Origin of the sequence: Leptothrix discophora (genome assembly GCF_030705305.1) — a bacterium.
GTDB classification, from domain to species: domain Bacteria; phylum Pseudomonadota; class Gammaproteobacteria; order Burkholderiales; family Burkholderiaceae_C; genus Sphaerotilus; species Sphaerotilus discophorus.
Genome location: NZ_JAUZEE010000006.1, coordinates 16704 through 39506, shown reverse-complemented (window position 1 = coordinate 39506; position 22803 = coordinate 16704). Strand labels below are relative to the sequence as shown.

At 73.5% G+C, this 22803-nt stretch carries 21 protein-coding genes; 5 read left to right on the top strand and 16 right to left on the bottom strand.

What is annotated here, in order from left to right:
- Positions 1 to 73: 73 nt before the first annotated feature.
- Positions 74 to 1312, bottom strand: a complete 1239-nt coding sequence (locus tag Q8X39_RS12175; RefSeq protein ID WP_305749953.1) for a methyltransferase — start codon at positions 1310 to 1312, stop codon at positions 74 to 76.
- 13 nt (positions 1313 to 1325) lie between these two features.
- Positions 1326 to 2231: a polyprenyl synthetase family protein gene (locus Q8X39_RS12170; RefSeq protein ID WP_305749952.1), complete on the bottom strand. Its 906-nt coding sequence runs from the start codon at positions 2229 to 2231 to the stop codon at positions 1326 to 1328.
- 105 nt (positions 2232 to 2336) lie between these two features.
- Here Q8X39_RS12170 and crtD point away from each other — a divergent pair, with 105 nt between their 5' ends.
- On the top strand, positions 2337 to 3941 hold the full coding sequence (crtD, locus tag Q8X39_RS12165) for a 1-hydroxycarotenoid 3,4-desaturase CrtD (protein WP_305749951.1): 1605 nt from the start codon (positions 2337 to 2339) through the stop codon (positions 3939 to 3941).
- A gap of 59 nt (positions 3942 to 4000) precedes the next feature.
- The gene (locus Q8X39_RS12160) at positions 4001 to 4834 is read left to right on the top strand and encodes a carotenoid 1,2-hydratase (protein ID WP_305749950.1); all 834 of its coding nucleotides are present in this window, start codon (positions 4001 to 4003) and stop codon (positions 4832 to 4834) included.
- Between the two features lie 68 nt (positions 4835 to 4902).
- Here the strand turns inward: Q8X39_RS12160 and Q8X39_RS12155 are convergent, their stop codons facing one another.
- Genes Q8X39_RS12155 through Q8X39_RS12135 form a run of 5 tightly spaced genes read right to left on the bottom strand, consistent with a single transcriptional unit; the run spans position 4903 to position 10019 of the window.
- The gene (locus Q8X39_RS12155) at positions 4903 to 5064 is read right to left on the bottom strand and encodes a hypothetical protein (protein WP_305749949.1); all 162 of its coding nucleotides are present in this window, start codon (positions 5062 to 5064) and stop codon (positions 4903 to 4905) included.
- 28 nt (positions 5065 to 5092) lie between these two features.
- Complete coding sequence (locus Q8X39_RS12150) at positions 5093 to 6073, bottom strand: NAD(P)H-binding protein (protein ID WP_305749948.1); 981 nt, start codon at positions 6071 to 6073, stop codon at positions 5093 to 5095.
- The gene (hemA, locus tag Q8X39_RS12145) at positions 6060 to 7403 is read right to left on the bottom strand and encodes a glutamyl-tRNA reductase (RefSeq protein ID WP_305749947.1); all 1344 of its coding nucleotides are present in this window, start codon (positions 7401 to 7403) and stop codon (positions 6060 to 6062) included. The genes Q8X39_RS12150 and hemA overlap by 14 nt, the downstream gene beginning before the upstream one ends.
- Positions 7400 to 8458 carry a phytoene/squalene synthase family protein gene (locus tag Q8X39_RS12140; RefSeq protein WP_305749946.1) on the bottom strand — a complete coding sequence of 353 codons (1059 nt, stop codon included), beginning with the start codon at positions 8456 to 8458 and terminating at the stop codon, positions 7400 to 7402. Before Q8X39_RS12140 ends, hemA begins: the two co-directional genes overlap by 4 nt.
- Complete coding sequence (locus tag Q8X39_RS12135; protein WP_305749945.1) at positions 8430 to 10019, bottom strand: phytoene desaturase; 1590 nt, start codon at positions 10017 to 10019, stop codon at positions 8430 to 8432. Before Q8X39_RS12135 ends, Q8X39_RS12140 begins: the two co-directional genes overlap by 29 nt.
- A gap of 124 nt (positions 10020 to 10143) precedes the next feature.
- Between Q8X39_RS12135 and bchO the strand changes: the two genes are divergently transcribed.
- Positions 10144 to 10971: an alpha/beta fold hydrolase BchO gene (gene bchO, locus Q8X39_RS12130; RefSeq protein WP_305749944.1), complete on the top strand. Its 828-nt coding sequence runs from the start codon at positions 10144 to 10146 to the stop codon at positions 10969 to 10971.
- 10 nt (positions 10972 to 10981) lie between these two features.
- Here bchO and Q8X39_RS12125 read toward each other — a convergent pair whose 3' ends face one another.
- From Q8X39_RS12125 to Q8X39_RS12085, 9 genes are all read right to left on the bottom strand, one after another.
- Positions 10982 to 12748 carry a magnesium chelatase subunit D gene (locus Q8X39_RS12125; RefSeq protein ID WP_305749943.1) on the bottom strand — a complete coding sequence of 589 codons (1767 nt, stop codon included), beginning with the start codon at positions 12746 to 12748 and terminating at the stop codon, positions 10982 to 10984.
- Complete coding sequence (bchI, locus tag Q8X39_RS12120; protein ID WP_305749942.1) at positions 12749 to 13765, bottom strand: magnesium chelatase ATPase subunit I; 1017 nt, start codon at positions 13763 to 13765, stop codon at positions 12749 to 12751. It lies immediately after the preceding gene.
- 9 nt (positions 13766 to 13774) lie between these two features.
- Entirely contained in the window at positions 13775 to 14062 is a 288-nt protein-coding gene (locus Q8X39_RS12115; RefSeq protein ID WP_305749941.1) for a PIN domain-containing protein, read from the bottom strand.
- A 31-nt stretch (positions 14063 to 14093) separates the two neighbouring features.
- A complete protein-coding gene (locus tag Q8X39_RS12110; RefSeq protein WP_305749940.1) occupies positions 14094 to 14585 on the bottom strand; it encodes a TspO/MBR family protein in 492 nt (163 codons plus the stop codon).
- A complete protein-coding gene (locus Q8X39_RS12105; RefSeq protein ID WP_305749939.1) occupies positions 14582 to 15772 on the bottom strand; it encodes a geranylgeranyl diphosphate reductase in 1191 nt (396 codons plus the stop codon). The genes Q8X39_RS12110 and Q8X39_RS12105 overlap by 4 nt, the downstream gene beginning before the upstream one ends.
- Positions 15750 to 17117 (bottom strand): BCD family MFS transporter, encoded by a 1368-nt coding sequence (locus tag Q8X39_RS12100; protein ID WP_305749938.1) that lies wholly within the window; start codon positions 17115 to 17117, stop codon positions 15750 to 15752. The genes Q8X39_RS12105 and Q8X39_RS12100 overlap by 23 nt, the downstream gene beginning before the upstream one ends.
- Complete coding sequence (gene chlG, locus Q8X39_RS12095; RefSeq protein WP_305749937.1) at positions 17114 to 18004, bottom strand: chlorophyll synthase ChlG; 891 nt, start codon at positions 18002 to 18004, stop codon at positions 17114 to 17116. The genes Q8X39_RS12100 and chlG overlap by 4 nt, the downstream gene beginning before the upstream one ends.
- Positions 18005 to 18083: 79 nt before the next feature.
- Positions 18084 to 19580: a transcriptional regulator PpsR gene (ppsR, locus tag Q8X39_RS12090; RefSeq protein WP_305749936.1), complete on the bottom strand. Its 1497-nt coding sequence runs from the start codon at positions 19578 to 19580 to the stop codon at positions 18084 to 18086.
- 107 nt (positions 19581 to 19687) lie between these two features.
- Entirely contained in the window at positions 19688 to 20689 is a 1002-nt protein-coding gene (locus tag Q8X39_RS12085) for a cobalamin B12-binding domain-containing protein (protein WP_305749935.1), read from the bottom strand.
- 295 nt (positions 20690 to 20984) lie between these two features.
- Between Q8X39_RS12085 and bchF the strand changes: the two genes are divergently transcribed.
- Entirely contained in the window at positions 20985 to 21497 is a 513-nt protein-coding gene (gene bchF, locus Q8X39_RS12080) for a 2-vinyl bacteriochlorophyllide hydratase (protein ID WP_305749934.1), read from the top strand.
- On the top strand, positions 21494 to 22801 hold the full coding sequence (locus Q8X39_RS12075) for a ferredoxin:protochlorophyllide reductase (ATP-dependent) subunit N (RefSeq protein ID WP_305749933.1): 1308 nt from the start codon (positions 21494 to 21496) through the stop codon (positions 22799 to 22801). Before bchF ends, Q8X39_RS12075 begins: the two co-directional genes overlap by 4 nt.
- The last annotated feature ends 2 nt before the right edge of the window (positions 22802 to 22803 follow it).

Here is a 22803-nt window from a genome sequence, read left to right as displayed (position 1 = left end):
TCGGCAGGGGTGTGATCGGTGTCTCGTCCATGGATGTCATCCTAGGCTGACGTCACACAACGTCAAGCTAAATTTACACTTGGTTTTCCCTGGGTATCGGAACCGAACGGTGTGCTTTCGGCGCGACACCGGCCGACCTGACACCGGCAGAACGGACACCGACCGACTGGGCATCGGCCGTTCGCACCGCGTCGCCGACCTCGGCGACCAGGACCTGCACCAGCATCGGCATGCGGGTGGCGAGCCGGCGCACGCGGCCGAAGCCGGCCTCGTGCAGCAGCGCCTCCAGGCGTTCGACCGGTCGTGGCCGGCCCTGCCCCATCGCCAGCAGGTAGAAACCGAAGTAGGCGTCGCCCATCGCGTCCGCGCCAGGCGTGCCGGCCATGGGCTCGGCCAGCAGCAGGCGGCCGCCGGGTGCCAGGCAGGCCCGCACCGCGCGCAGCAGCTGGACCACCGCCGCGTCGTCGTGGTCGTGGACCACGCGCAACAGCGTCACCAGGTCGGCACCGGCGGGCAGCGGGTCGTGCAGGAAGCTGCCGGGCCAGACCCGGCTGCGCCCGGCCAGACCGGCCCGCGCCAGCCGCTGGCGGGCCCGCTCGGCCACGTCCGGCAGGTCGAACACCTCGACCTGCAGGCCCGGCGCACGGGCCGCCGCCTGTTCGGCGAAGGCGCCCTCGCCGCCGCCCACGTCCAGCAGGCGACGGTGCCGGCCGACCGGATGGGCCTGCAGCACCTGCGCGGCCACCATGGGTTGCGTGGCCGCCATCAAGGCGGAATAGGCACCGGCCGCCTGCGCCCCGCCGTCCCGGCCGGGCTGGCCGGCATAGGGCCAGAAGCGCGCGAGTTCGCCGGGCGGCGCGTCACCGCGCAGGCGGGCCACCGGGTCGTCCAGGTCCCGGTACAGGGCAGCGTGGTGCAGCACCAGGGCGCGCAGCCCGGCATCGGTCGCCAGCGGCAGGCCCAGCGGGCCCAGGCCCCAGCGATCGCCGCTGCGGCGTTCGAGCAGGCCCAGCGAACGGGCCGCCCGCAGCAGCCGGTCGCAGCCGTCCTCGGGCAGGTCCAGCGCGCGCGCCAGCCGGTCCAGCGGCTGCGGCCCTTCGGCCAGCAGGTGCTCGAACAGGCCCAGCCGGACGCAGGCCAGCAGCACCTGCGTGTAGACGAATCCCGCCATCAGGTCGAAGACCTGGCGGGCGCGGCGGCGTGCAATCCAGCGCGTCAGCGGCAGCGCCTCGGCCCAGCGGCGCACGTCGTCGCGGGCCAGCAGGCGGTCGCGCCACTGCGGCCAGACGTCGCGCCACGTCAAGGCGGACACCGCGCGGGCCGTGTCAGGCCGCCTGCACGTGCAGCAGCGGCAGGGGCTCGATCCGGACGATGGCGCCGAGGTCGCTGGGCACCAGCCGGCGGGCCTCGTGGCGGATCAGGGCGCGGAAGCCGGCCGCACCCGGGCAGACCGGCACGGCGGCCTCGGTCTCGTCCATCAGGCGGTGGAACTCGGCCAGCGCGCCGTCGAGGCCCAGCTCGCGCGTCATGCTGGGCCGGTCCAGCGCGATGTCGCGGTGCACCGGCTTGCCCAGCGCCTGGGCATCGCCGACCACGTCGCGGATGTCGTCGGCCACCTGGTAGGCCTGGCCCAGCCGCTCGCCCAGCGCCCGCCAGGGCTCCGGGCGCTCACCCGCAGACAGCGCACCGGCCATGGTCGCGGCCGCGAACAGCGCGCCCGTCTTCGCCTGCTGGTAGTCGCGCAACGTGACCTGCGGCTCGCATTCCCAGGCCTGCCCGGCGACGATGCCCAGCGGCATGCCCACGCCCCGGCAGACCGTGGCCAGCAGCGCCGGCAGGCGGCTGACGTGCTGGCCGGTCGCACGGCCCAGGGCCTCGAAGGCCGCGACGATCAGCGCATCGCCGGCCAGCACGGCCAGGCGCTCGCCGTAGGCCTTCTGCACCGACGGCCGGCCGCGCCGGGTGGCGGCATCGTCGAAGCACGGCAGGTCGTCGTGGACCAGCGAGGCGCAGTGCAGCAGCTCGACCGCGACGGCGGCCGCGTCGGTCAGCGCCGGGTCGTCCTCGCCGCAGGCACGGGCCACTGCCAGCACCAGCTGCGGGCGGATGCGCGCGCCGCTGGGGAAGACGGCATGGTTCATCGCTGCGGCCAGCCGGGGTGGTCGGCCGGCCCCCTCGATGGCCTGCAGGCTGGCGTGCAGGGCACGCTCGATCCGGTCCAGAGTCGGCATGACAACCTTTCATGGGCCGGCGCTTCCCGGTGCCCCCGATGGGCACCACATGAAGTGTCAGCTTGGCTTTACATTTATCTGTGACGCCAAGAATAGACACAGCTCATGAACCCGTCAATGCAGCCTAGCCCGCGCCGCCTTCCCCACCTTCCAGGCACCCGCACCCCTCAGGTCCTGGTGATCGGCGCCGGCGTGGGCGGCCTGTGCGCGGCGGCGCTGCTGGCGCATCAGGGCCTGTCGGTGCGGGTGCTGGAACAGGCCGCACAGCCCGGCGGCAAGCTCGGCCGCATCGCGGTCGGGCCGCTGCAGCTCGATGCCGGCCCGACCGTGCTGACCATGCGCTGGGTCTTCGACGCGCTGTTCGACGCGCTCGGCCTGCGCTTCGATGCCTGTGTCGCGCTGCGCCGCTGCGAGGTGCTGGCCCGCCACACCTGGGGCGACGACCGGCTCGACCTGCTGGCCGACCTGGAGGCCAGCGTCGACGCGATCGGCCGGCTGTCCGGCGCGGCCGAGGCGGCCCGCTACCGCGGTTTCTGCGTCCGCTCAGCGGCCGTCTTCCGGACCCTGGACCGGCCCTTCCTGCAGGGCAGCCGGCCCAACCCGCTGTCGCTGGCCGCGCGGGTCGGCTGGCGCCACCTGCCGGAGCTGGCCGCGATCTCGCCCTTCCGCAGCCTGTGGAACGAACTCGGTCGCCACTTCCACGACCCGCGCCTGCGCCAGCTGTTCGGCCGCTATGCCACCTACTGCGGCAGCTCGCCCTTCGAAGCCCCGGCCACGCTGATGCTGGTCGCCCATGTCGAGCGCGAGTCGGTCTGGCAGCTCGACGGCGGCATGCATGCGCTGGCGCTGGCGCTGGACCGTGCGGCGCGCTGGCAGGGCGTGCAGGTCGATTGCGGCCAGGCGGTCGCCGAGGTCCTGGTCGAACGCGGCCGGGCCCGTGGCGTGCGGCTGGCCAGCGGCGAACGGCTGATGGCCGACGCGGTGCTGTTCAACGGCGACGCCCGCGCGCTGCAGCAGGGCCTGCTGGGCGCGGACGTGCAGGCCGCGCTGGGTCGCGCGCCCGCGCTGCCGCAGTCTCTGTCGGCGCTGACCTGGCATCTCGAGGCGGACATCGGCGGCCGCTGGCAGCCGTCGCACCACAACGTCGTCTTCAGCCCGCCGGAGAACGAGGGCTACCGGCGCGAGTTCGACGCCATCGCCGCCGGTCGGCTGCCGGAGGTGCCGACGGTCTACCTCTGTGCGCAGGACCGCGACGGCCGACGCGACAGCGCCGCCCCCAACGGCCCCGAGCGCCTGATGTGCCTGGTCAATGCGCCGGCACAGCTCGGCAACCGCCCGCTGGGCGAACAGGAGATCTCCGCATGCGAACAAGCGATGTGGCAGCAGCTGGCCCGCTCAGGCCTGACGGTCCGGCCGACCGGAGCGCCGCCGCGGCTGACCCGGCCGACCGATTTCGCGCAGCGCTACCCGGGCAGCCTGGGCGCCCTCTACGGCCCGAGCAGCCGGGGCTGGCGGGCGAGCTTCCAGCGGCCAGCCCACACGACCCGTCTGCCCGGACTGTTCCTGGCCGGCGGCACGGTGCATCCGGGACCGGGCGTGCCGATGGCGGCGCTGTCCGGTCGACTTGCCGCGACGCAGATCCTCGCGGACCTGGCTTCGACCTCGCGGTCCCGGCCGGTGGCTATGCCTGGTGGTATGTCGACGCCCTGAGCGACCCGCAGCCCGACGGCAGCCGCCATGGCCTGGCGCTGATCGCCTTCATCGGCAGCGTGTTCTCGCCCTACTACGCCGCACGCCGACGCCAGCTGGGCGCGGCGCTCGCGCCGGCCGAGGCGCATTGCGCGGTCAACCTGTCGCTCTACCGCATCGGCCCGCAGCCCGGCCGGGTGCGGCGCCACTGGTGCATGACCGAACGCAGCGAACGCGCGCTGCGGCGCGACATGCACAGCCTGTCGATCGGCCCGAGCCGGCTGCGCTGGCAGGGACCGGACCTGCTGGTCGACCTCGACGAGCTCAGCGTGCCCTGGCCACGCCGGTTGCGCGGGCAGCTCTGCCTGATGCCGTCGATCGGCCCGGGCCGCGAGTTCGACCTCGACGCTGCCGGCCGCCACCGCTGGCAACCCATCGCGCCGCAGGCCCGTCTGATGCTGGACCTGAAGGAGCCGGCCCTGCGCTGGCAGGGCGACGCCTACCTCGACCACAACCGGGGTGAGCGGCCACTCGCCGACGACTTCGCGCACTGGCAGTGGCAGCGCGAGCAGGGTGCCGACGGCCAGCCCAGCCGGATCGACTACCTGACCCAGCCCCGCGACGGCCCCGCCCGGGCGCTGCACCTGGCCGTCACCCGCGACGGCCGCCTGCATGCCCAGCCCACGCCGGCCGCCCGGCCGCTGCCGCACACCGCCTGGGGCATCGCCCGCACCGGCCACGGCCCGGACGCGCTGGCGCTGGCCGGCACGCTGGAGAGCGGCCCCTTCTACGCCCGCTCCCTGCTCCAGTCCGACAACGGTCGCCTGGCGGTGCACGAAAGCCTGTCGCTCGACCGCTTTGACCGGCCGTGGGTGCAGGCGATGCTGCCGTTCAGGATGCCGAGGCGGGGGTGATCGAGCCGCGCGCCATCCCCGTCGCCATCCGGCAACGCCATTCATCGGTGGGTCGGTCGCGCAAATCCTCACGGTGCAGGCGGCGGCTCGCCGTCCTTCTTCGCGGCCTCGCGCTCCTTCAGCCACTTCCGGTTCGTCCACCACTCCCGCCCGGCCCAGACCAGCACGACGCCGAAGACCAGCAGCAGCTCGATCAGGCCGCCGAGATGGGAGGAGATGGATGCAGACATGTCGGTGAGCGCCCGCTCGCGTGTTGGGTCAATGCCCCGCCAGCAGCTGGCGGTAGTGGTCGGCCAGGGTCTCGTGGCCGGTCGCGGGGGTGAGGTCCTCGCGGTAGCGGCCGCTCGCTTCGTCCCAGACCAGCATGGATTCGCTGGCGTAGTAGCGGCCGATGCGGGCGTATTCGGCCCGGGCCTCGACCGCTGCGCGCCAGCGGCGCGGCGTCAGGCGGGCGGCCAGCGACAGTCCGGCGACGATGGCGTCGAGCAGGCCGATCGGCACCGGGCGCAGCCGCAGCGGCTGGCCGGTCAGTTCGGCCAGCAGGCTCGCCTGGTCGCGCGGGGTCAGCGCCGGCGGCGGGCCGCCGATGGGCAGGATGCGGCGCTGGCGGCGCGGGTCGTCGAGGCAGTCGACCAGGTAGGTCGCCAGGTCGGCGTCGCTGATCGGCCGGCAGGCGGTGGCGGTGCCGTCGCCGAAGACCAGGAAGGCACGGCCCCGCCGGACCCGCTCGACCTGGCCGGACAGCGACTTGAAGTAGGCCGTCGGCCGCACGATGACCCAGTCCAGCGCACTGGCCTGCAGCTGCGCCTCGAAGGCCAGCTTGGCCTGCTGGAAGACCAGCCGGGGACGCTGCAGGCAGATCGCCGAGAGCTGCACGAACTGCCGCACGCCGAACGCGCGGGCGGCGTCCAGCCCCTCGGCGTGGGCGCGGTGGTCGATCGCCCAGGCGTCCTCGGCCGCGCCGGTCCGAGATGCGAGGCAGCTCACCACCGCCCGCACCGGCCCGGCCTGCGCCAGGCAGGCGGTCACGGTGCCGGGTTGCGCGATGTCGCCCCAGAACAGCGCGACACCTGGCAGGCTGGCGGCGACCTCGGGGATGGACCGGCCGGCCTGCGGACGGACCAGCGCCAGCACCTCGTGACCGCGCGCGCATAAGGCCCGCGCGACCGCCCGGCCCTGCGTGCCGGTGGCGCCCAGCAGGAGGATCCTGCCGGTGGCCGCCGGCTCAGTCGACGCCATGCCCGCCCGGCTGAAGGAAGCAACGCTGCGCCGCGTCGGCCCAGGCGTGGTGCTCGTCGCCCTGGCTGCGGTGCAGGCCGGCCAGCGCGCCGTGCAGCAGCTTGCGGGTCAGCGTGCCCGACAGCATCTCCAACACCTCGTCGATCGGCGTGCCACGCGCCAGCGCACGGCGGGCACGTTGCAGCTCCTGTTCGCGCCAGGCATCGCCACGGGCCAGCAGCGACTGCACCAGGGGCACGCTGTCGCGCTGCGCCAGCCACTGGCGGAAGTGGTCGACACCTGCCTCGACCAGCGTCTCGGCCGCCTGCACCGCCGCCTGGCGACGCTCGCCGCCCTCGGCCGCGCGGGCGGCCAGGTCATCGACGGTGTAGAGGTACACGTCGTCGAGCGCGCCGACCTCGGCCTCGATGTCGCGCGGCACGGCCAGGTCGAACATCAGCATCGGCCGGCGACGGCGCTGGCGCAACGCGCGCTGCACGGCACCCAGGCCGACCAGCGGCAGGCTGCTGGCGGTGCAGCTGACGATCAGGTCGAACCCGCTCAGGCGGCCGTCCAGCCCGACCAGCGGCAGGGCCTCGCCGCCGAAGCGGCTGGCCAGCGCCTCGGCCCGGTCCAGGCTGCGGTTGGCCACCGCGATCGAGGCCGGTGCGCGCGCGGCCAGGTGGGTGGCCACCAGTTCGATCATCTCGCCGGCACCGATGAAGAGCACGCGCTGCTGGCCGAGATCCCCGAACAGCTGCAACGCGATGCGCACCGCCGCCGCCGCGAGCGAGACCGGATGCGCGCCGATCTCCGTGCCGCTGCGCACCGCCTTGGCGACCGCGAAGCTGCGCTGGAACAGCTGCTGCAGCGTGCCGCCGAGCAGCCCGGCGGTCTCGGCCGTGCGCACCGCCGTCTTGAGCTGGCCCAGGATCTGCGGCTCGCCCAGCACGGCCGAATCCAGCCCGGCGGCGACGCGGAAGGCATGGCGCGCGACCTCGGCGCCCTCGCGCACGTAGCGGTGCTGGCGCAGGTCCTCGGGGCCGGCGCCGCCCTGTGCGGCAAACCAGGCCTCGACCGGCGGCAGCAGGCTGGCGGCGTCGCTGCCGCCCAGGTACAGCTCGGTGCGGTTGCAGGTCGACAGCAGGGTCAGCCCGGCGGCCGGTGCGCCACGGGCGAGCAGGTGCTCGCGCAGGCCCTGCAGCGTCGGCGCGAGCCGGTCGACCGGCACGGCGTAGCGCCCGCGCAGGTCCAGCGGCGCGCTGGTGTGGTTCAGGCCGATGGCCAGCAGGCTGGCCGAGGCGGCGCCGGCAGGGCGTCCGGCCGTGACGGCGCGGTCGGGCGCGTTCATGCGGTTCCCCCTCGGCCGGTGGACAGCCGATCGAACAGCGTCAGCACGAAGTCGGCGGCACCTTGCGGCATCGGGCCAGGCTGCTGCGCCACCGCGTCCAGCAGGACCTGGTGGGCGGCCAGCGGCGGGGCGTGCAGCGCGGCGCGCGACGGCCGCAGGGCGACGCTGCCCTGCAGCACCAGCGCCAGCTTGTGCCAGCCGCCCACGCGGGCCCGCCGCGTCAGGCCGTCGCCGCCGGCCGCGCGGACGCGGTGGCCGATCGCGGCGTACATCAGGCGGGCGGCGTTGATGCCGGGCCGGCAAGCCAGCGGCAGGCTGGCGACGCCGGCGGCGGCGCGGGCGTAGAGCCGGTCGGCCTCGTCGACCAGCCGCAGCACGACCTGCTCGACCCGCGCATCGCGGCGCGGCGCGGCCCGCCAGGCGGCGATGGCCGCGTCGTCCATGCCGGCCTCGCGCAGCCAGTCCTTGGGCAGGTAGAGCCGGCCCAGGCGCAGGTCGTCGCCGACGTCGCGGGCGATGTTCGACAGCTGCATCGCCACGCCGAGGTCGCAGGCCCGGGCCAGGGCTGCGGGCGAGCGGGTCTCCATCAGCAGGCTCATCATCGCGCCGACCGCGCCGGCCACCCGCGCGGCATAGGCCAGCAGCTGGTCGAGCGTGTCGTACTCGCGGCCCTCGGCATCCCAGGCCAGGCCGTCGAGCAGGAACTCGGGCAGCGCCTTCGGGATGGCGTAGGCCACCACCACGCCGGCCAGCGCCCGGTCGGCCGGCACGGCCTCGGGCTGGCCGGCGTAGACCCGGTCCAGCCGCTGCTGCAGGCGGCGCACCGCCGCGCGTTCCTGGCCGGGTCCGCCTTCGGATTCGTCAACCGCGTCGTCGGCCAGCCGGCAGAAGCCGTAGAGCACGCTGGCTGGTGCGCGCACCCGCAGCGGCAGCAGCACCGAGGCGGCGTGGAAGGTCTTGCTGTGACGCCGCAGCACGGCGCGGCAGGCAGCCACGTCGGACCACCAGTGCTGGGCAAGCGCCGGCTCAAGCGAGGCGATGGGCGGCGTGGGCATGCGGGCTTCCGGTGGATTCGTCGTCCGGCTGCGGACGGGCACGGCGCAGCGTGTCGGCGTGGGGAACGATGCGGTCGAGCACCTTGGCCGAGGTCAGCACGCCCGGCACCCCGGCACCGGGGTGCGTGCCGGCGCCGACGAGGTAGAGCCGGTCGACCTCCTCGCTGCGGTTGTGCGGCCGGAACCAGGCGCTCTGGGTCAGCAGCGGCTCGAAGGAGAAGGCCGCGCCGTTGACGCTGCCCAGGCGGTCCTGGAAGTCCTGCGGCGTGGTCATCAGCGAGGTCGCGACCTGCTCGCGCAGGCCCGGCAGCAGGGTCTCGTGCAGGCGCTGCTCGATGCGCTGGCGGTAGGGCTCGGCGCGCTCGCGCCAGTCGGTGCCGCTGCCCAGGTGCGGCACGGGCGCCAGCACGTAGAACGCGTCGCAGCCGGGCGGGGCCAGGCTCGGGTCGGTGGCGGTCGGTCGGTGCAGGTAGAGGCTGAAGTCGTCGGCCAGGTGCTGGCGGCGGAAGATGTCGTCCAGCAGCGGCCGGTAGCGCGGACCGAGCAGGATGGTGTGGTGGGCCACGTCCGGGTACTGGCGGCGGGTGCCGAAGTACCAGACGAACAGGCTCATCGAGTAGCGCGCGCGGGCCAGTCGGCGGTCGGTCCAGCGGCGCCGGTGGCGCGCCGGCAGCAGGTGGCGGTAGGTCGCGGCCGCGTCCGCGTTGGACACCACCACGTCGGCCGCGAGGCGCGTGCCGCTGGTCAGTTCGACACCGCAGGCCGCGCCGCCGTCGACCAGGATCTCGCGCACCGACTGGCCGCAGCGGACCTCGCCGCCCTGCCCCTCGATCAGCCCGACCAGGCCACGCACCAGCGCGCCGGTGCCACCCATCGCGAAATGCACGCCCCAGCGGCGTTCGAGGTAGGCGATCAGGCAATAGACCGCCGTGGTGCTGAAGGGGTTGCCGCCGACCAGCAGCGACTGGAAGGTCAGGATGACGCGCAGCTTCTCGTCGCGGACGTGGCGCGAGGCCAGCCCGTGTACCGTGCGCCAGCCTTCGAGCTTGACGAGGTCGGGCAGCACGCGCGCCATGTCGGTCCAGCGGTCGAAGGGGATGTCGCCGAGCTGCTCGAAACCGACCTGGTAGATCGCCTCGCTGGCACGCACGAAGGCCTCGTAGCCTTCGACGTCGTCCGGCGCGATGCGCGCGACCTCGCGGCGCATGGCCTCGGCGTCGCCGGAGTAGTCGAACACCGTGCCGTCGTCGAAGCGGACGCGGTAGAACGGCGCCACCGGCCGCAGGTCGACGTCGTCGGACAGCTTCCTGCCGCACAGCGCCCACAGCTCGTCGAACAGGAAGGGCGCGGTGATGACGGTCGGGCCGGCGTCGAAGGTGTAGCCGTCCTGACGGTGCACGTAGGCCCGGCCGCCGGGCGCGTCGAGCTGCTCCAGCACGGTGACGCGGTAGCCGCGGGCGCCGAGCCGGACGGCCGCCGCCAGCCCGCCAAAGCCGCTGCCGATGACCACCGCATGGGGCCGGCTGTCCAGCGGGCGGGGGCTGGTCGAAGGTGTCAACATGAATTGATAATAGAAGTGTCCACTTGAATTGACAATGCCAGACACCCCGAGTCCCACCGCACCCGCTCCAGCACCCGCGCCGGTCGCCCCGGACCGCCGTGTCGCCGGTTCAGGAAGCCCGCGCGTGTCGGCCGGCGGGCTGCGCTGGGGCCTGCGGCGGCTGGGCATCGGGCGCGGGCCGCAGCTGCTGCTGATCCACGGCACCGGCTCGTCGGGCGCGTCCTGGGACGCGGTGGCGCAGCGCCTGGCCGATCGGCACGAGGTCTGGCTGCCCGACCTGCCCGGCCATGGCCAGACCGACGGCTTTGCCGATCGCCACGCCAGCCTGCCGCGCATGGCCGATGCGCTGGCCGCGCTGCTGGCCGCACAGGGCGGTGCGCCGGTGCTGGTGGCCGGCCACTCGGCCGGTGCGGCGGTGATGCTGCAGATGGCGCTGGACCGCCGCCTTGCGCCGCAGGCGCTGCTGGCCGTCAACGGTGCGCTGGCGCCGTTGCCGGGCCTGGCGGCGACGCTGTTCCCGCCGCTGGCCCGGCTGATCGGTGCGAGCGACTGGCTGCCGCGCCTGGCCGCCCGGCAGGCCGCCCGCCCGGCCGCGCTGGCCCGGCTGATCGCCTCGACCGGCTCGCGCCTGCCTAACGAAGGCGTTGACCGCTACCGCGCCCTGCTGACGCAGGAAAGCCATGTGCGCGGCGCGCTGGACATGATGGGCGCCTGGCAGCTGGACGCGCTGCTGGCCGGCCTGCCGCACCTGCGCCAGCCGCTGTGGCTGGCCACCGGCACCTGGGACGGCACGGTGCCCTGGGAACAGTCGGCCCGGCTGGCGCGGCGGCTGCCGACCGCCCGCCACGTCGCGCTGGACGGCCTGGGCCACCTCGCGCACGAGGAGGCGCCCGAGCGCATCGCCGCGCTGGTCCTGGCGATGCTGGCCGAGACAGGCGCGCCGCCGGGCTGAACCGGCCGCCTCAGGTCAGCGCCTGCACCGCCGCCGAGACGGCGTGCGCCTGCCCCAGCGGCAGGCCGAGGTAATGCCCGGCCATGGCCTGCGCCAGCGCCCGGGCCTGCGGCTGCGGACGCGGCGAGGTGTCGATGAGCAGGCTGCGCACCCCCGTCAGCGCCAGCTGGCGCGCGGCGGCCAGCGCGTCCTGCATGGCCTGTTCGCGGCCGGGCTGGCCGGCGCGGTCGATGTTGGCCTTGGCATCGGTCAGGAAGACCAGCTGGGCCCGGCCGGACTGGCGCGCCTGCAGCCGCTCGGCCAGCTCGGTCGCCGCCGCGATGCCCAGCGCCAGCGGTGTGCCGCCACCGCCGGGCAAGGCCGCCAGCGAGCGGCGCGCCCGCACCAGCGAGCGGGTCGGCGCGAGCAGGGTTTCGGCGCTGGAGCCCCGGAAGGCGATCAGCGCGACCTGGTCGCGCCGCACGTAGCAGTCGGCCAGCAGCAGCTCGACGGCGCCTTTGGCCTCGGCCAGCCGGTGCATCGCATGCGAGCCGGAGGCATCGACGACGAAGACGGTCGTGGTCGGCTGCGGCCGGCGCAGCCGCCGCACGTGCAGGTCGTCGCGCCGCAGCAGCAGGCGCGAGACCGGCGGCGGCAGGCCCGCCCGGTCGCGTTCCTGGCGACGCAGCCGCTGCCAAGGCACCGCCGCGCGCAAGGTGCTCAGCAGGTCCAGCCGGGCACCGCCACGCGGCAGGCCCCGCCGGGCACCGACCGGCCGGCCGCCGCAGCGGCTGAGCGCCGCCTCGCCCCGGCGCCCGCCGTCGCTGGCGCCGCCACGGCGCACGCCGCCTGCGGCGAGCTGCGCCAGCAGGCCAGGCGGCAGCGCCGACAGCGCGGCGGCGATGAGCTGCTCGGCCATCGCGGCGGCATCGGGCGGCGGCGGTGGACTGGCGCAAGGCTCGGTCGCCTCGTCGGGTGGCGTGTCGGCCGGTGGCTCGGGTGGCGGCGGGTCCTGAAGCTCGTCCGGCGCCTCGTCCTGCGGCGGTGCCGGCAGGCTGCGGGCGCGCGGCGCCAGCACCAGGCGCGCGGCCAGCTCGGCATCGTCCTGCTCGACCCGCCCGTGGCCGGCGCAGGCGGCCGAGACACAGGCCACGCGCCAGGCTTGCCAGGCCGGCCGCATCGAGTCCAGGCCCAGCGCGAGCGCCGCCGCGCAGAGGGCCTCGACCGCCTCGGCGTCGAAGGGGATGTCGGCCAGCGCCGCCCGGGCGCGGTCGAGGTCGAAGGCGTGACGGGGCTCGGCAGGATCGGGCTGCTCGGGCTGCTCGGACCGATCGACCGGCCGGCCGTCCTCGCAGGTCAGCACCAGCGCCAGCCGCTCGGCGAGCGCCGGCGCCAGCGACTCGTCGGGCCCCTGGCCTTCGTCCAGCGCCAGCAGGGCCGGTGCGGCCGCGTCAGCGTCCAGCGCTGCGGCGAGCCGGGCGCTCAGACCGGCGGGCGCCCGCTCGGCCATCGGCAACAGCAGCACGCCGCCGCGCGACTGGTCGATCAGGCCGGTCGACTGCACCGGCCGGCCGGCCGACAGGCTGGCGGCCAGGTCCAGGCCGCCCATCAGGCGCTCGTCGTCGATCTGCAGCGGCACCCGCCGCCACGGCGCATCGACCGGCCAGGCGGCCCGCAAGCGCGTGACCAGGGCATCGCGCGCCTCGCCGGCCGGGCCGCGCAGCCAGACGCCGCCCAGGCCCTGCGGATCGGTCGCCAGCAGGCGGGCGATCCGGTCCAGGTCGTCGGCGCGGGCCATTCAGGCCGGCTCGAACAGCTCGCCCAGCGCGCGCTCGATGCGCTCGCCCGAGCCGGTGTCGTCCAGCGGGTTGCGGCGCAGGCGATGGCGCAGCGACGGGGCGGCAACCTGGCGCAGGTGGGCGGTGGTGACCTGTTCGGCACCGTCCAGCGCAGCGACGGCGCGGGCCGCGCGCATGAGGGTCAGCTCGCCGCGCAGGCCATCGCTGCCGACCGCCTGGCACAGCCGCGCGGCCTGGGTCAGGACCTCGTCGGAGACGTCCAGCGTGGCGAGCTTGTCGCGGCCGCGCTCGATCTGGCGGCGCACCGCCGCGTCGGCCTTGGACCAGCGGGTGGCGAAGGCCTCGGGGTCGCGCTCGTAGGCATCGCGGCGGCGCACGATCTCGACCCGCTCGGCGATCTCGCGCGGCGTGCGGACCTCGACCGACAGCCCGAAGCGGTCCAGCAGCTGCGGGCGCAGCTCGCCTTCCTCCGGGTTGCCGCTGCCGACCAGCACGAAGCGGGCCGGGTGGCGCACGCTCAGGCCCTCGCGCTCGACCACGTTCTCGCCGGAGGCGGCGACGTCGATCAGCAGGTCGACCAGGTGGTCTTCCAGCAGGTTGACCTCGTCGATGTAGAGAAAGCCGCGGTGGGCCTTGGCCAGCAGCCCCGGCTCGAAGACCTTGACGCCCTGGCCCAGCGCGCGTTCGAGGTCCAGCGCGCCGACGACGCGGTCCTCGCTGGCGCCCAGCGGCAGGTCGACCACCGGCACCGGCACGCGCTCGACGCGGGCCTTGCGGTCGCCGCCGCAGTCGCCGCAGCTGTGGTGCGAGGCCGGGTCGCAGTGGTAGGCACAGCCACGCACCGCACGCATCTTGGGCAGCAGCGCGGCCAGGCCGCGCACCGCCGTCGACTTGCCGGTGCCGCGGTCGCCCAGCACCAGCACGCCGCCGATGGCCGGCTCGATGGCCGCGACGAGGATCGCGAGCTTCATCTCCTGCTGGCCGACGATGGCGGAAAACGGATACGGCACGGACATGGTGTTCTTTCAGGCCGGTTTCGACCGGCTGCGACCCGCGGACCCGCGCAGACGGACATCGATCAGGTGTGACAGGCCGGCCAGCGCCAGGCAGGCGAGGATGGCCCAATGGCCGGCCGGACCGGGTTCGGAAAGGCTCAAGCGCAGGCCCAGCATCAGGGCCAGACCGGCGCCCAGGTTGGCCAACAGCGCTGCACGCCGGCCACCGGGCGGCAGGCGCCAGAGCGACCAGAGCAGCTCGGCCACGCTGATGAGCAGCGCGACGTCGACCAGCAGGCGCAGCGCATCGGCGGCCATCAGCACAGGCCCCGTCGCGAGACCGGACCGATCAGGCGGGGTTGAGATGCACCACCCCGGCGTTGATGGTCGAGGCGTAGGTCACCCAGGCGAGGTAGGGCCACAGCAGCACCGCCGCACGCCAGGTCGGCGCGATGCGGATCAGCATCCCGACCGACAGCACCAGCAGCACGACCTCGGCAAGCGCCCAGTCGGGCCGCCTGAGGGTGAAGAACAGCAGGCTCCAGCCCAGGTTCAGCAGCGCGTTCAGGCCGATCGCCAGCAGCCAGCGCCGCCGCGGCGCACCCGGCGCGGCGGCCTGCCAGCCGAGCACGGCCGACCAGGCGGCGAGCGTGAAGATCAGCGTCCAGACCGGTCCGAACCACAGGTCCGGCGGCTTCCAGGCCGGCTGGCGCAGCCCGGCATACCAGGGCCCCAGGTCGGTTGCCAGACCACCGAGTCCGGCCAGCACGACGGCACCCAGGGCCGCCAGCGCGGTGGCGCGGCGGTCGGTCGGAAGCCAGTCCTGCCACCACCGCCTCACACCCGCACGAGGCCCAGCAGATGGGCCATGTCCTTGAAGAAGATCCGCACGTGGGCCATCGGCCGGCGGCGCACCAGGCGCTTGTTCATGTAGGCATCGAAGGTGAGTTGCTGCACATCGGGATCGCGGCAGATGCTGACGAAGCGCTCGCGCCGCGCGTCGCTGGCGTACCAGAAGCGCTGCATCAGGCCCAGCACCCAGAACACCCGGCCATGCTCGCGCATGAAGCGCTGGCGGGCCCGCGCCAGCGCGCGCACGTCGCCGGTGGCCAGCAGTTCATCGACCGACTGCGCGGCCAGTTGGCCGCCGACCATGGCGTAGTAGATGCCCTCACCGGAGGCCGGCGCGACAACGCCGGCGGCATCGCCGGCCAGCACCACGTCGCGGCCGTTGTCCCAGCGCGGCAGCGGCTTCATCGGGATCGGCGCGCCCTCGCGGCGCAGCGTGGTCGCCTCGGCCAGGCCGGCACGCTGGCGCAGCTCGCGGGTTGCCTGGCGCAGGGAGAAGCCCTTGTCGGCGCTGCCGGTGCCGATGCTGGCGGTGCCGCCATGTGGGAACACCCAGCCGTAGAAGTCGGGCGACAGGCGGCCGTCGTAGTGGACCTCGCAGCGGCTGGGCAGGTAATCCGCCGGCCGCTGCTCGGGCACCGCGACCACCTCGTGGTAGGCGTAGACCCAGCGCCCGCGGTCTGCGCCGGGCACTTCCTGGGCGGCCACCTGCGAACGCGCGCCGTCCGCACCGACGACGCTGCGGGTGCGCACGCGCCGGGTCTGGCCGTCGGCGCCGTCGCGGTAGACCACCACCCGCACACCGTCGGGATCGCGCTCCAGGCGCTCGAACTGGCCGTCGGCACGGCGCGCCCCCGCATCGGCCGCCCGCTCGCGCAGCCAGGCGTCGAAATGCTCGCGGTCGACCATGCCGACATAGCCATCCTCGATCGGGATGTCGACCTGCGCTGCACGCGGCGAGACCATGCGCGCGGCGGTGGCCCGGGCGACGATCTGTTCGGGCGGGATGGCGAAGTCGCGGATCAGTCGCGGCGGGATCGCGCCGCCGCACGGCTTGATGCGTCCGGCCTTGTCCAGCAGCAGCACCTGCCGGCCAGCCAGCGCGAGCTGCTGCGCGGCGGTGGCACCGGCCGGACCGCCACCGATGACGACACAGTCAAGACAGGACGGCTGCTTCATGGGCGGACCTCGGGGTGACAGACAGGCGACGGGCGGGTGCGGGGTCGGCAGGTTCGACGGCATGGACCAGCCGCGACGCCCAGACGAACAGCGCCGCCTCGATCAGGAAGACGCCGCCATAGGCCAGCGCCGGGCTGCCCAGCCACCAGCGCGCCAGGTCGCTCAGGCCGGTGCCGACGACGCCGCCGAGCGCGAAGGCGATGGCCTGCGCCGCGCCCCACAGGCCCATGCGCAGGCCCTCGCGGCCCGGTCCGCTGGCGCCGGCCAGCCGCATCATCGAGCCGATGGCGGCGATCGAGAACGCGCCGGTCGCGACGCCGAGCAGGAAGACGTTGGCGCGCAGCGGCCAGGCCGGTCCGGCCCAGGCGGACGCCGCCAGCCCGATCAGCGTCAGCGCGCTGGCGAGGCAGCCGCCACGGGCCCAGCTGCGCAGGCTGCCCCAATCGCGGCCACCGAAGCGGCTGCCGGCCGCAGCCGCCAGCAGCATGCCCATCAGCGTGCCGCCGTGCTGGACGCCCGACAGCTGGGTCGAGCCGCCCGGTGTCAGTCCGAACACGGTGCCGACGAAGGGCTCCAGGATCAGGTCCTGGGCGCTGTAGGCCAGCATGGAGACGAAGACGAAGACGGTGAAGCCGCGGGCGGCGGGCTCGTTCCAGGCCTCGCGCAGTGCGGCGCGGAAGGTCGACGGCGGGGCCGCAGCGGGCACCGGTCCGGTGCCGGCCTCCGGACCCGTCACGACCGCGCGGCCTTCCAGCCCGGCCAGCGCCAGCACCGTCAATGCCAGCGCGGCGCTGCACACGGCGGTCGACACCCACAGCAGGCGCTGCGGCGAGTAGGGGTCGAGGAAGTGGCCAGCCGTCCCGGCGGTGACGACAAAGCCCGCGATCATCATGATCCAGACCGTGGTCGCCGCTGCGGCGCGGCGCTCGGGGACCACCCGCTGCGCCAGCAGGGCCAGCAAGGAGGTGCCGGCCGCCGCCACGCCCAGGCCGATCAGCACGAAGGCCAGCACTGCAAGAGCGATGCCGGCGCTGCGGTGCGCGCCCATCCAGGTGGTCGCCAGCGTGGCCAGCAGGCCACCGAAGGCCAGCATCAGCATGCCGGCAAGGATCCAGGGCGTGCGCCGCCGGCTGGCGTCCGAGCCATGCCCCATGCGCGGACGGCTGACCTGGACGACGTGGTGCAAGGCCAGCAGCAGCCCCGGCAGCAGGGCCGGCAAGGCCAGCTCGACCACCATCACGCGGTTCAGCGTCGAGGTCGTCAGCACGACGATCGCGCCAATGGCCGCCTGCACCAGGCCGACGCGGGCGATGCCGCCCCAGCCGAATCGTTGCGGACCGCTCATGACGTCACCCCCACCGCGAGCGAACGCAGCGCCAGTGCACTCGCCAGCATGCCCAGCACGTAGAGCAGCACGCCGTTGGCGCTGTACCAGGTGGCGCGCGCCAGCGGATCGGCCAGGAAGCGGCGCATCAGCAGCAGTTGCACGGCCAGCAGCGTCGCGACGATGGCGGCATGCAGCGGCGTCTGCCAGTGCAGCAGCAGCCCCACCACAACGGCCTGCGGCACCGCCATGGCCAGGCAGGCGACACGCGCGGCACCCTGCACGCCCAGCTGGACCGGCAGCGAGGCGATGCCCATGCGGCGGTCGCCCTCGATGGACTTGAAGTCGTTGAGCGTCATGATCCCGTGGGCCCCGGCGCTGTAGAGCAGCGCCAGCCCGACCGAGCGAGCCTCGGGCCAGTCGCCCAGGCTCATGACGGCCGCGCCGGTCAGCCAGGCCAGCCCTTCGTAGCAGAGCGCGCAGGCGCTGTTGCCCCACCAGCCATTGCGCTTGAGCCGCATCGGCGGCGCGCTGTAGGCCCAGGCCAGCAACAGGCCGACACCCGCCGCGAGCAAGGCGGTCACGCCGAGCGAGGTCGCCAGCAGCAGCGACAGCAGCGTCCAGACGATCGCGATGCCCAGGCCCCAGCGGCCCGGCATGCGGCCGGACGGGATCGGGCGATGGGGTTCGTTGATGGCGTCGACGTGGCGGTCGAACCAGTCGTTGACCGCCTGGCTGGTCGCGCAGACGAAGGGCCCTGCCAGCAGCACGCCCGCGATGATCAGCGGCCAGCGCCCTTGTGCAGGCAGCCCGGAAGCCACGACACCGCAGGCGAAAGCCCACATCGGCGGGAACCAGGTGATGGGCTTGAGCAGTTCGGCGATGGCCGAGAGGGCGGGGCGCTGCATGGAACCATTCTGGTCCTCGGCCCTGCCTTGTCAATCAAAATTTACACCATCGACCGTCAACGATCGTTGGCATGAAACTTCAGGCGTCGGACTCCGACCCGGCGCCCTGCCCCATGTCCTGGATGCCGTAGCGGCGCAGCTTGACGTAGAGGCTCTGGCGCGAGAGGCCCAGCATCTCGGCGGCCGAGGCGCGGTTGTCGCGGGTCAGCTCCAGCGCGGCCTCGATGCACAGGCGCTCGATCAGCTCGGCGGTCTCGCCGACGATGTCCTTGAGCGGCATGCGACCCACCAGGTTGGTGAGCTGGTCGGCCGAGCGCGGCAGCTGTCGGTTGCTGCGGCCATCGGCCGGCAGGCGACGCGAGACATCGCGGATCGAGAAGCCCAGGCAGGGCGGCTGCGCATCCGCAACCGCCACGGCGGAGATCTCGATCTGGCCGGGCTCGCCGTAGGCGCTGCGCAGCGTGGTCGGGAACAGCCTCAGCGTGCCGTGCTGGCGCAGGTTGCTGATCAGCACGTTGAGGTCGACCGAAGAACGGCCGAGCCAGCGGTCCAGCGGCTGGCCGATCACGGCGTCGCCCGGCGGCAGTTGAAGCATGTTCGTGAAGGCCGGGTTGGCGGCCAGCACACGGCCGTGCATGTCGGTCAGCACGAAGGCATCGGGCATCGCGTTGACGACCTGGGTCAGGCTCAGGCTCTCGGCCTCGCTGACCGGACGATCCTCGGCCGTGGCGGCCGGGCCGGTGAGGTCGATCAGGCGCAGCAGCAGCAGCGAGGCGTTCTCCTGCCTGAACAGCGACACCACCATGCGCATCGGCGCAGCGTTGCCGGCCAGACGGAGCTCATCGCTCTCGCCGCGACCGGCGTTGCGGCCCAGCGCCAGCAGGGCCTGGGCGCCGGCCTGGCTGGGCACGGCGAGGAAGTCGATCACCGGCCGACCGATGATGCGGCGGCTGTTCTCGCCGAGCAGGCGGGCAGCGGCGGCGTTGTGCTCGAAGACGTTGAAGGTGTTGGCATCGACCACCAGCAAGGCCTCGTCAACGGCCTCGAACAGCAGGCGGTAGCGGGCCTCGGTGTGGCGCAGGCGCAGGTAGTCGCGTTCCATCGACTGCTGCGCGTCGACCAGTCGCTGCTGCACCGCCGCCAGCGCACCGAGGTTGCGACCCAGCGCAAGCACGCGGCCCTGGCTGCCCAGTGGCACGACGCTGTAGCTGACCGGCAATTCCTGGCCGCCCGACAGCGGATGGTTGACCTGACGCTCGGGCCGCGCGGCACCGGTTTCCGGGCCACCGCTGGCGGCCTCGCGAGCCGCCGTTTCCAGCATCGAGCTGATCTTGCCGCGGCTCTCGACGGACACGGTCTCGACCCAGCGGCGGCCGACCCACTGGCGCACGTCGGACAACTCGGTCTGCTGCGGGCCGCGGATCGACAGGTCACGGATGACGCCCTGCCCATCGAGCACGAGCGCCAGATCCGCGGAAGCCGCGATCACGGCGGCCGTCACCTCGGCCTCCAGATCAGCGAAGTACAGCCGCGGGTTCTCCGACCATTGTTCGATCGATGTGCCGACGTTGTGCATCGAGCGCCCTGTGTGTTCTTCGCCGATGCGGCCTCACGGCCGCAGTTTCCAGATGGATGGGAGCCGGACGTCCGTTGTCCCGGACATCCGGCCGGCCCGGGAGGGGGTCAGCCTTCGCGTCGCATCGACCCCAGCCAGCGGTTCGCGGTGGTCACCGCCGACGTGGCATCGGTGGCCATCGCGTCGGCCCCGCAGCGTTCTGCGAGATCAGGCACCTGGGCAATCGCCGGGCCGCCGACCATGACAAACAGCTTGGGGTTCCGGCTGGCACGACGCAAATCGAGAATAGCAGAGGCCACAGACACCACCGAAGTGTCCATTCCGACAGACAGGCCGAATAGGTCGTACCAATCGGCACTGGCCACGGCCCGGAGGTCGTGCCACACCGCCTTCGGTTCGTACTGGACAAGCCAGCCGTCGCGGGCGAAGAACTCGCTCAGCATGGCCACGCCAAAGGTGTGCTGCGAGCCCGGTGCCGCCGCCAGCAACGCGCGCCGGCCCTGGCCGGCCGTGCCGCTCAGGCGGAAGCCCCTGCTGTGCTCGTGCAGCACCTGCTGCAGGCGCCACAGGCCGATCGTGACCTCGGAGAAGTTGTAGACGTCCTCGGCCCAGAACTCGCCCATCAGCTTGGCCGCTGGTGACAGCAGTTGCAGGAAGATCTGCTCCAGCGGCGCGCCGGCGGCGATCAGGGCCTGGACGAACTGCGCCGTGCGCTCCGGGTCGCCGACCACGGCCACGTGGGCCAGGGTCTCGACGTGGGCCGCGGTGATCGCGAAGTCCTGCCGCGAAGGCTGACGCGGCGAAGCCACGTCACCGTGCAGCAGCATCAGGCGCGGAATGATTTCCAGCTCGACGATGCGCGAGAGCTGCAGCTCGGGCGCCGTGTTGCCGGCCACCAGGTGCGGAACGCCGCCGACCGGCCTGGCCGGATCCACGGGGGTGCGCCATCGCTGGCGCAGCAGGTCTCTGCCGACTCGGGCCATCATGTCTCCCAGCGTCGGAGCGACGTCCCGCAACATGGCGGGATCGAATTCGGCGCAATGCTCTTCCACTGGCAAGGTCCTGGAGCGGCGCAAGCCCGGTAGTCGATGAAGGTTCCATCCTGCCACCACGTGTCTCCTCGGGGGCGGATATACAGCGGCAACAAGTCTTGACGGGGCGGGAACACAGGTCCCTCTCGTCACGCCCGTCACGCGTCGGCCAGAGCCGCTGCTTATCAGGTTGATGCAGTCGTCCGGCGCGTCTTCTTGTCGTTCGTGGGCTCCAGATCACCTACTGTCGGACTCGGCTGAAGGAACGTCAAGCTGACAGTCTTGCTCGTAAACCCCCGGTCGGGCCAATGTTCAAAAAATCTGACGTCAACCTCGATTGACACTTGGGGAGGGCGGGCCTAGATTCGAACGCATGTCGAGCGCCGCCACCTCCGTGACCATCGCCGCCCTTCCGGCGAGCGGTCGTCCCCCGCTGTACACCCCCGAACAGCGGGCCCGTCGCGACGCGACACGCTGGACCTGGGTGCAGGGCGTGCTGGCGCCGGTCCAGTTCCTGGCCTTCGCGGTCAGCACGCTGCTGGTGCTGCGCTACCTGGCCACCGGACTCGGCGAGACCGCCGCCGTCGCCTCGGTGCTGGTCAAGACCAGCCTGCTCTACGCGATCATGGTCACCGGGTGCCTGTGGGAGAAGGCGGTCTTCGGCCGCTACCTGTTCGCCCCCGCCTTCTACTGGGAGGACATGGTCAGCATGGCCGTGATGGCCCTGCACACGGCCTACCTCGCCGCCTGGTGGAACGGCTGGCTGACGGTGCAGCAGCAGATGCTGCTCGCGCTGGCGGCCTACCTGACCTATGCGATCAACGCGGCGCAGTTCCTGCTGAAACTGCGCGCGGCCCGCCTCGACACCCGCGGAGGCCGCTCATGAACGCGCGCATCCCCATCCAGTCCCTGCCGGCCTCGACGACCGATGCGAGCTGCGCCGACCTGCCGGTGCTGCGCGAACGCGGCCAGCGCGAGGTCTTCTGCGGCCTGACCGGCATCGTCTGGCTGCACCGCAAGATGCAGGATGCCTTCTTCCTGGTGGTCGGCTCGCGCACCTGTGCCCACCTGATCCAGTCGGCCGCCGGCGTGATGATCTTTGCCGAGCCGCGCTTCGCCACCGCGATCATCGACGAGCGCGACCTGGCCGGACTGGCCGATGTCCACGAGGAACTCGACCAGGTCGTGCAGCGCCTGCTGGCGCGCCGCCCGGACATCCGCGTGCTCTTCCTGGTCGGCTCCTGCCCGTCCGAGGTCATCAAGCTGGACCTGTCGCGCGCCGCGCAACGGCTCAGCCGCCTGCACCAGCCGCGCGTCAAGGTGCTGAACTACTCCGGCAGCGGCATCGAGACCACCTTCACCGAAGGCGAGGACGCCTGCCTCGCCGCGCTGGTGCCCGAGATGCCGTCCCGCCCCGCCGCCGAGGTCGACACGCCCGAGCTGCTGGTCGTCGGCAGCCTGGCCGACGTGGTCGAGGACCAGTTCCGCCGCCTGTTCGCCGCCATCGGCCTGCCGCGCGTCGCCTTCCTGCCGGCCCGTCAGGCCTCGACGCTGCCGGCGGTCGGTCCAGGCACGCGCATGCTGCTGGCCCAGCCCTTCCTGGCCGCGACCGCCAAGGCGCTGGAAGACCGCGGCGCGGTGCGCATCCCGGCGCCCTACCCGCTGGGCGTCGAGGGCACGCTGGCCTGGCTGCTGGCCGCCGCCGACGCGATGGGCGTGGACAGCGCCGTCGTCGAGGCCGCCACCGCCGCACCGCGCCAGCGCGCCACGCAGGCGCTGGCCGCGATGCGCACACGGCTGGCCGGACAACGCATCTTCTTCTTCCCCGACTCGCAGCTGGAGGTGCCGCTGGCGCGCTTCGTCTCGCGCGAGCTGGGCATGCAGCTGACCGAGGTCGGCAGTCCCTACCTGCACCGCACCCACCTGGCCGAGGAGCTGGCGCTGCTGCCGGCCGGCACGCAGCTCAGCGAAGGGCAGGACGTCGAACGCCAGCTCGACCGCTGCCGCGCCGCCGCGCCCGACCTGGTGGTCTGCGGCCTGGGCCTGGCCAACCCGCTGGAGGCCGAGGGCTACGCGACCAAGTGGTCGATCGAGCTGGTCTTCACCCCCATCCAGGGCTTCGAGCAGGCCGCCGACCTGGCCGCGCTGTTCGACCGCCCGCTGCAGCGCCGCCAGCGCCTGGCCGCCTGAGG